Source organism: Acinetobacter sp. WCHAc060025 (assembly GCF_004209355.1).
Lineage (GTDB): Bacteria > Pseudomonadota > Gammaproteobacteria > Pseudomonadales > Moraxellaceae > Acinetobacter > Acinetobacter wuhouensis.
In genome coordinates, this window is record NZ_SGSX01000008.1 from 177,073 (window position 1) to 184,812 (window position 7,740).

General features: G+C 35.0%; 11 protein-coding genes. 7 read left to right on the plus strand and 4 right to left on the minus strand.

Features of this window, described 5'->3' with window-relative positions; translation table 11 throughout:
- Positions 1-79 precede the first annotated feature (79 nt).
- Complete coding sequence (gene dusB / locus EXE09_RS08840; protein WP_130117017.1) at positions 80-1,105, plus strand: tRNA dihydrouridine synthase DusB; 1,026 nt, start codon at positions 80-82, stop codon at positions 1,103-1,105.
- Between the two features lie 103 nt (positions 1,106-1,208).
- On the plus strand, positions 1,209-1,715 hold the full coding sequence (locus EXE09_RS08845) for a DinB family protein (protein ID WP_130117018.1): 507 nt from the start codon (positions 1,209-1,211) through the stop codon (positions 1,713-1,715).
- A gap of 43 nt (positions 1,716-1,758) precedes the next feature.
- On the opposite strand, the gene EXE09_RS08850 is transcribed toward EXE09_RS08845, so the two are convergent.
- The 3 genes from EXE09_RS08850 to EXE09_RS08860 form a co-directional block, all read right to left on the minus strand.
- Positions 1,759-2,802, minus strand: coding sequence for an NAD(P)H-dependent flavin oxidoreductase (locus EXE09_RS08850; protein ID WP_130117019.1), 1,044 nt, complete (start codon positions 2,800-2,802; stop codon positions 1,759-1,761).
- Positions 2,803-2,919: 117 nt separating this feature from the next.
- Entirely contained in the window at positions 2,920-3,621 is a 702-nt protein-coding gene (locus EXE09_RS08855) for a VIT1/CCC1 transporter family protein (RefSeq protein WP_087554442.1), read from the minus strand.
- 108 nt (positions 3,622-3,729) lie between these two features.
- Complete coding sequence (locus tag EXE09_RS08860) at positions 3,730-4,074, minus strand: hypothetical protein (protein ID WP_068972739.1); 345 nt, start codon at positions 4,072-4,074, stop codon at positions 3,730-3,732.
- Between the two features lie 532 nt (positions 4,075-4,606).
- On the opposite strand from EXE09_RS08860, the gene EXE09_RS08865 reads away from it, so the two are divergent.
- The 4 genes from EXE09_RS08865 (at position 4,607) to EXE09_RS08880 (ending at position 6,695) form a co-directional block, all read left to right on the plus strand.
- Entirely contained in the window at positions 4,607-5,017 is a 411-nt protein-coding gene (locus EXE09_RS08865) for a roadblock/LC7 domain-containing protein (RefSeq protein ID WP_068972740.1), read from the plus strand.
- A gap of 273 nt (positions 5,018-5,290) precedes the next feature.
- Positions 5,291-5,647 carry a hypothetical protein gene (locus EXE09_RS08870; RefSeq protein WP_068972741.1) on the plus strand — a complete coding sequence of 119 codons (357 nt, stop codon included), beginning with the start codon at positions 5,291-5,293 and terminating at the stop codon, positions 5,645-5,647.
- A 92-nt stretch (positions 5,648-5,739) separates the two neighbouring features.
- Positions 5,740-5,958, plus strand: coding sequence for a DUF1653 domain-containing protein (locus EXE09_RS08875; protein WP_130117020.1), 219 nt, complete (start codon positions 5,740-5,742; stop codon positions 5,956-5,958).
- A gap of 143 nt (positions 5,959-6,101) precedes the next feature.
- Positions 6,102-6,695 carry an O-methyltransferase gene (locus tag EXE09_RS08880; RefSeq protein ID WP_130117021.1) on the plus strand — a complete coding sequence of 198 codons (594 nt, stop codon included), beginning with the start codon at positions 6,102-6,104 and terminating at the stop codon, positions 6,693-6,695.
- Between the two features lie 59 nt (positions 6,696-6,754).
- On the opposite strand, the gene EXE09_RS08885 is transcribed toward EXE09_RS08880, so the two are convergent.
- A complete protein-coding gene (locus EXE09_RS08885; protein ID WP_086322726.1) occupies positions 6,755-6,961 on the minus strand; it encodes a KTSC domain-containing protein in 207 nt (68 codons plus the stop codon).
- A gap of 238 nt (positions 6,962-7,199) precedes the next feature.
- On the opposite strand from EXE09_RS08885, the gene EXE09_RS08890 reads away from it, so the two are divergent.
- Positions 7,200-7,700, plus strand: coding sequence for an endonuclease V (locus EXE09_RS08890; RefSeq protein WP_087554445.1), 501 nt, complete (start codon positions 7,200-7,202; stop codon positions 7,698-7,700).
- The last annotated feature ends 40 nt before the right edge of the window (positions 7,701-7,740 follow it).

The following is a 7,740-nucleotide window of genomic DNA, read 5'->3' on the forward strand; positions in this document are numbered from 1 at the left end:
ATGAAAACACACCTAGAAATGGATGAGCTCAGTGAGCTGATGCAGTATACTATGACTAACTTAAAATGTATGAATATATATGTATATCGGTCAGTATCAACTGTCAAATAATTTAATTGTCGCACCGATGGCAGGTGTGACTGATCGTCCATTTAGAACACTGTGTAAATACTTTGGCGCTGGGCATGCGGTCAGTGAAATGATGACCTCTGATCAAACTTTACGCATGACCAAAAAAAGTTTGTATCGTGCTAATTTTGATGGTGAACTTGCCCCAATTTCAGCGCAAATTGCAGGTTCAGAACCTGAACAACTGGCCGAGGCAGCACGCTATCAAGTCGCCAATGGTGCGCAGATTGTCGATATCAATATGGGTTGTCCTGCTAAAAAAGTCTGCAATAAACTTGCAGGTTCAGCACTGCTTAAAGATGAAGATTTGGTTGCACGAATTTTGGATACGGTGGTTGCTGCGGTGGATGTTCCTGTGACATTAAAAACCCGTTTGGGCTTTTTAAATGGTCATGAAAATATTATGCGAGTTGCCAAACGAGCAGAAGAAGCAGGCATTGCAGCGCTCGCTTTGCATGGACGTACTCGTGAAGATATGTATTTAAATACAGCACGTTATAGTTTGATTAAAGAAGTCAAAAGCATGTTGTCGATCCCTGTGATTGCCAATGGTGATATCGACAGTCCTGAAAAAGCCAAATATGTGTTGGATTATACAGGTGCTGATGCGGTGATGATTGGGCGTGCAGCTCAAGGTCGTCCGTGGATTTTTCGTGAAATTGATCATTATTTAAAAACAGGTGAACATTTAGCTGCACCTGATATTCAAGAAGTGAAAGATGTCTTACTTGGGCATTTAGCTGAGTTGTATCAGTTCTATGGTGAATACTCAGGTTGTCGCATCGCTCGAAAACATATTGCGTGGTATACCAAAGGTTTACGTTCAAGCAATGAGTTCCGTCAAAATATGTATAAAGTTGAAAGCACGATTGAGCAAGCTAAGGTGGTTGAGGACTATTTTAATCACTTACTGGATCAAGGAAATATCATGAGTGATGTGCAAGTGGAACAAGTAAATTTGTTAGAAGCAAAATGAGTGGTGGATGAGATCTGATTTTAGCAGATGTGATTTGAGCAATAGTTGTGTGAAAATGAAAGTGAATTGTCTTTTAGGTGATTCATAATCAAAAGGAAAAGTCATGAAACAACAATTATTACTTATGGCTCAATACAATATTTGGGCAACAAATCGACTTTGTCATCATCTGGAACGTGTTTCAGATGATGATTTCTACAAAGATGTAGGTCTTTATTTTAAAAGTATATTTGGTACGGTCAATCACTTATTATTAGGTGAGCATTATTTATGGTATCCACGCTTTGCTGAAGGGATTTCGCCTGCGCTAAAATTGACAGATATTGTTGAGCCAAGCAAAGAGAAGTGTCTTTTACAACTACAACAAAAGTCTTATCAATGGATCGCTTTTATTGAGTCTTTAACTCAGCCACGTTTAGATGGGCTTTTAACCTATAGACGGGTCAATGGTGAAGAATTGAGTTTGCCTTTTGCAGCAACATTGATGCATGTTTTTAATCATGGTACCCATCACCGCGGGCAGATCACAGCAGCGATAACCGCTTTAGGTTATGAATGTCCTGAGCTGGATTTGGTCTATATGCTTGCTGAAAATCAACGAAGCAAATAGACGTTATTGCAATAGCGTCTATTTGAGATTTACTATGTTAGATTTAAGCGTGATTCATTTCCACAACCAATTGATTAATCAAATCAGGTGCTTCAAGTTGTCGAATTTGTGCCACATTTGAACCCGCCCAGAAAGCACCATAACCCACATCATTATTTTTTAAGGCTAAAGCATTTAATTGTTTAGCAATGTCATAAGCGTATGGATAGGGCGCAGTATCAGGACGATTTGCTTGATCAATTTCAGCTTGCCAATGATTAATTAGACCACGAGCAGGTCGACCTGAAATTGTTGCTGTTATTTGAGTAATGGGTTGGTCGAATAGGGCTTGGCGATACGCTGCATTGGCATTTGATGATTTACATTGAACAAATGCTGTACCGAGTTGAACCGCATCAGCGCCCATTTTCATCACAGCTTTTGCTTGTGCACCATTCATTATCCCGCCTGCTGCAATAACAGGTAATGAACAGTGACGCTTAATCAATTGAACGAGGTCAGCTGTTTTAATTGCGCCATCAATATTTGCATTAAAAATACCACGATGACCGCCCGCTTCAGTGCCTTGCGCAATAATAATATCAATACCCGCAGCTTCTATTGATTTCGCTTCAATTAAATTGGTTGCTGAAACCATAGTAATAATACCAGCATCTTGTAATTTTTTTATTTGATTGCTGTGCGGAATCCCAAAATGAAAACTTACTGCTTTGGGTTTTGTTTCTAAACAAAGATTTAAATAATCATCATTGTCTTTAAAACTTGGATAAATACATTTCAACTCAGTAGGTGGTGTCGCACCAAATTTTTCAAATTCAGGTTTTAAATAATTAATCCAATTTTGATTGGCTTCGACATCTGTTGGACATGATTCGTGGCAAAAAAAGTTAAGCTGAAATGGTTGATCAGTCAGTGTTTGCGTCGCTAAAATTTGTTGTCTCGCTGTTTCAACCGAATTTGCGCCTAGACCCAATGAGCCTAAAGCCCCTTGATTGGAAACTTCAGCAGCTAATTCAGGAGTTGAAACACCTGCCATAGGCGCGAGCAAGATCGGATGTTTAATTCCTAATTGGTTTAGTAGCGACATACTTTAACTCCTTCAGTTTGATTTAACTTTGCCGAAGCTTTTAACAATAAGCAAATTATGTTCAATATTTATTAATTAAATACATTTAAAATACATCTTATGCGGTTACATGAATGATTAAACGGTTGAGACATTAAATAAAGAACCGATCCAACTTGAGAAAATCATTGCGAGAATGCCCCAAACTGCAACACGTAAACTACCTTTGAGCATGGATGTCCCTGCGAAATAACTAGATAATGCACCTAAAAATGCTAAAGAAAGTATTCCGACGACGAGTACAATTTTACTCAGATAAATTTCTGGGCTAAATAGTATGGCGAGTGTGGGTAAAAGTGCCCCAACTGAAAATGAAAGGGCGGAAGATGCTGCGGCTTGAATTGGTTTGGCAGTGGTCATTTCATTGATTCCAATCTCATCTCTGGCATGTGCTTCTAAAGCATCTTTTGCTGAGAGTTGGATTGCAACTTGGTGTGCAAGTTCAGGGTCTAAACCACGATGTATATAGATCTGGGTGAGCTCTTTAAGCTCTAAATGTGGATTTTTTTCGAGTTCTCTAGCTTCAATTTTTAGATCAGCTTCTTCAATATCAGATTGAGATTTAACTGAAATATATTCACCAGCAGCCATTGAAGTTGCACCAGAAATTAAGCCTGCAATACAGGTAATTAAAAGGGTGTGACTTGAAGCACCACTGGCTGCCATACCCATCACTAAGCTGGTGACAGAAATGATGCCATCGTTTGCACCTAAAACGGCTGCTCTTAACCAACCTGTACGTTGTATAAAGTGTTGTTCTAAATGATGAGAATGCGACATAGTGATAACTCAGTCATGTTTTAAGAATATTTAGAACTAAGTATATGATAAAAATTATGATAAAAATAAAAAAGCTCCTATCAAAGGAGCTTTTTGAAGGTATCGAAATTATTGTTGAGCTTTTTCTTTAACATCCGCAGCACCTTGTTCAACAGCACCCGCTGTTGCTGCAGTTGCATCTTTAGCAGCATCAATTGTAGCATCAGCGGCATTCGCAGTTGCATTTGCAGCATTATCTACAGCTGTCGCAGTTGCTGTTGCAGCATTGTCGGCTGCTTGTGCAGTTGCATTTGCAGCGTCTTGAGTTGCATTAGCCACATCATGACCTGCTTGAGTTGCCGCGTTTTCAATGTGTTCACCTGTGGTTGCACCTGTTTCAGGTGCTTTTTCTTTGTTACAACCTACAAGAGCAACAGTAGCAGCGAGACCTAGAGCAACGATATACTTATTCATTATGATTCACCTTTGTTAAACTAATTTTTGGCATCCAGCAGCTGGACAGAATCAATATAATTAGAAAAATTAATCAAATCAAAAAATAAAGTGTAAAGTTTTATATACCTATAATCTGTCATGCCAACATTTTTGATGTAAAACAAAGTATTTTTAATTTTAAAATAATACTCGTTTAATATTTAATTAGATTGATGAAATATTTTAACGAATGATAAATTTTTATAAAAATAATTGTAAATATTTTATTTAGAATTATTAAATCATAAGTTTTGGTTGTGTTTGATGTGACAATTTTTGTTTAAAAATGACAATTTTATACTTAAGCTAAATTGTAAATTGAACTTAAATTAAAAAAGAACTTTATTTAAAAAAACATATTTACAACTGAATAAAAATGGTTAGAATTGTTTTTAAAAATGTGAGTCAAATCAAATAATTTTATGGTTGCAAGAGATGTAATACATAAAATTTATATATATTTTTTTAAGAATGATGAATTATTGAACTAAATTATGGGGCATAAATATACATGTTGGATTTAAATAATTCTCGGAAGGTCCCAGACGATTTTGTAGTATTTGCTGAAAACCAAATTAGGCATTTGTTAAACTCTGTCTCTGGAATAGAGTTTGTGATGTTATGTACTTCTGACGGTTTTGAAATCGCTTTGGCAAATAAGAAAAATATTAGCAATTCTGGAAAAATTGCTGCAGTCAGTAGTTCGATTTTAGCAATGGTTACTGCTTTTACTTCAGAAATTAATCTTGTTGGATGTCAAACAATTACCTTAGATGCTGAAAATGGCAAAGCCCTTTTAACATCAGTTGCTCATCCAAAATACCCCTTGGTTTTAGTTGCGATGACAAATAGAGATATTTTGCTTGGTCAAATGCTGTATGAGGTTAAGTCGACAGCTGAACGATTAGTGAATAAGGTATAAATTATTTCATTTTAAAATAATCAATTGATAAATTATTTTAAATTTCTATTGTGTAATTAATATTTTTTATGTTATTAAAATAAGCAAGAGAAATGATTAACTAGATTGATTATCTAAATAAAATTAAAATAGGTATTCAATTAGAAGAATACACATTTTATAAAGCTTAGCTAGAGATATACTTTTAGCTAAATAGTAAAGTGTTTTAGTAAAGCAAAATAAAAATTGAATTACTAAAATGAACAACAATGTTAAATAGAAACGGGGACGCTCATGGCTCGTATTACACTAGATCAATTAACTGATATCGATGGTTTCGTTTGCGCTGCATTAGTAGATAGCGAAAGTGGTTTATCTTTAGCTACAGCTGGTACTGGCTTAGACTTAGAATTAGCAGCAGCAGGTAATACTGAAGTTGTTCGTGCTAAGCGCAAAGTTGCTAAAGCATTAAAATTAGATGATGTAATTGAAGATATTTTAATTACATTAGGTAAACAGTATCACTTGATTCGTCCACTTGATTCAAATGAAAATCTATTCCTTTACCTTGTATTAGATCGTTCAAAGTCTAATTTGGCAATGGCTCGTCATGAACTGAAAAGCTTTGAAAAAGAATTAGATTTCTCTTAATTCATTGCATAGGTTGTAAAAAAACTCGTCTTAGGACGAGTTTTTTATTGGCAGATGATGTATAACATCAGTATCGATTTTAAAGCTGTAAGATCATGTTAGAAGCTGGAATTTATAAACACTATAAAGGAAATTTATATCAAGTTTTTCATGTGGCAATACATAGTGAAACGAGAGAGAAACTTGTAGTTTATCAATGCCTATATGGTGATTATTCAATATGGGTAAGACCCTATGAAATGTTTATAGAAACTGTTGAATTAGAAAATGGTCAAGTGGTTCCTCGATTTGAGTTTTTACATTCAGTCTAATTGGGGGGGAGATCGCCGTATTTAAATAAAAGACGAACATAGATATTGATAGTGAGTCAAATCGACAATAAAAGTAAAATTGTCATGGAAATGACGTAAATGATTGAAACAATAGTATTGAGATAGATGAGGATGATCTAAACATGAGTTTGAGTAGCCCATTTTTACAACGATTAAATGAGTTATACCAATCCTTTATCAAGTTTGATGCTACGCAATGCGATCGTATTAAACGTTATCGAAATATAGAGCCAGAGTCTGCTTTATTCCTAGCTATGCAAATTAGGATTCAGCAATCAAAAAGAATTTTAGAGATTGGTACTTCGACGGGTTATTCCACACTGTGGTTGGCTGATGCTGCTCAAGTCACAGGCGGTCAAGTGACTACAGTTGAGATTGATGAAAAACGTACACAGCAAGCCAAAGAATATGCTAAAGAATTACAAGTGGATGATGTGATTGATTTTTGGGTTGGTGATGCACAGCAGTTTTTAGAAAACAGTCAGCAGAAATATGATTTTATTTTACTCGATGCAGAGCGAGATGCTTATTTAAATTATTGGAAATATTTACAAAATATGATTGAAAATCAAAGTGGTGTACTTATTGTTGATAATGTTATTTCGCATTCTGCTGAAGTGAAAAGTTTTATTACAGAAGTTAAGCAAGACCAACGCTTTATAACAACTACATTGCCAATAGGTGCAGGGCTTTTTATTGTGACATTTAAGAATTAAATTTGATGTACTTGTATAGATCAGGAAGTATATCCTCCTGATCTTTTTATTTTAGAAAATTATAAAATTGATAGTCGCTTAAAATGTAAATCGTATTCTAAGTATTTATGCACGAAGGCAGTTTTATCACTACAGCGTAGTAAATTATCGTATATAAATTCTGGGACAGGATGGTAAAGTTCACCAGAACCATTGTTATAAAAAATTTTTAAATACCGTGAAGAAGCATTGTACTTCCAAGAAGTCACGGTAATCATTGATCCCATAAGCAACCCCTTAAATTTTTGATTATTTTACAGAAAATTGTTTCTCTGTATGATTTGAACTTAGTCTATTTGTAGGTTGGAAAGTATTACAGTTTTGTAACTTATCACGTAATTTTTTGACTATGGATATGCTTTTTTTTGAATAATGCTATTTTCAAGGATAAGCAATAAATAAATCAGAGCATATCGTGGCTATAGGTTAATTTTGGCATAAATTAAAATGTTAATGAGAGCATGAATGATCATTGTATTAGATGTTGCTTACACAGAAAGTTTTGCACATGTGGCAGGTGTTGTTTTTGAGAATTGGACGAGTCAGAAAGCAGCTCAAACGTATACACTTAAGGTACAAGAGATTGCTGAATATGAGTCAGGGCAATTTTATAAGCGTGAATTACCTTGTCTGTTGGCATTGTTGCAAGAGGTCAAAGAGCCTATTGATTTAATTGTAATAGATGGCTATGTCACCTTAGGAGAAGATCAGCATTATGGTTTAGGACAATATTTATATGAAGCCTTGGACTGTAAAATTCCTGTGATTGGTGTAGCTAAAAATGAATTTAAAGGGACGCCGAAATATTGTGAAATTTTACGAGGGCTAAGCCAGAAACCTTTATATGTGACTGCGATTGGAATTGATTTGGATGTCGCCAAGAATCATGTGGAAAATATGTATGGGAAGTTTCGTATTCCTGAATTGTTGAAAGAGGTTGACCGATTAAGTAGAGCAATACCATAATGATCTAAGTTTTATTAAATTGTTGTAAATTAAAATTATT

Coding starts and splice junctions, on each gene's coding strand:
- dusB (WP_130117017.1), top strand. CDS start 80: ATGTATATCGGTCAGTATCAACTGTCAAATAATTTAATTGTCGCACCG.
- EXE09_RS08845 (WP_130117018.1), top strand. CDS start 1,209: ATGAAACAACAATTATTACTTATGGCTCAATACAATATTTGGGCAACA.
- EXE09_RS08850 (WP_130117019.1), bottom strand. CDS start 2,802: ATGTCGCTACTAAACCAATTAGGAATTAAACATCCGATCTTGCTCGCG.
- EXE09_RS08855 (WP_087554442.1), bottom strand. CDS start 3,621: ATGTCGCATTCTCATCATTTAGAACAACACTTTATACAACGTACAGGT.
- EXE09_RS08860 (WP_068972739.1), bottom strand. CDS start 4,074: ATGAATAAGTATATCGTTGCTCTAGGTCTCGCTGCTACTGTTGCTCTT.
- EXE09_RS08865 (WP_068972740.1), top strand. CDS start 4,607: ATGTTGGATTTAAATAATTCTCGGAAGGTCCCAGACGATTTTGTAGTA.
- EXE09_RS08870 (WP_068972741.1), top strand. CDS start 5,291: ATGGCTCGTATTACACTAGATCAATTAACTGATATCGATGGTTTCGTT.
- EXE09_RS08880 (WP_130117021.1), top strand. CDS start 6,102: ATGAGTTTGAGTAGCCCATTTTTACAACGATTAAATGAGTTATACCAA.
- EXE09_RS08885 (WP_086322726.1), bottom strand. CDS start 6,961: ATGGGATCAATGATTACCGTGACTTCTTGGAAGTACAATGCTTCTTCA.
- EXE09_RS08890 (WP_087554445.1), top strand. CDS start 7,200: ATGATCATTGTATTAGATGTTGCTTACACAGAAAGTTTTGCACATGTG.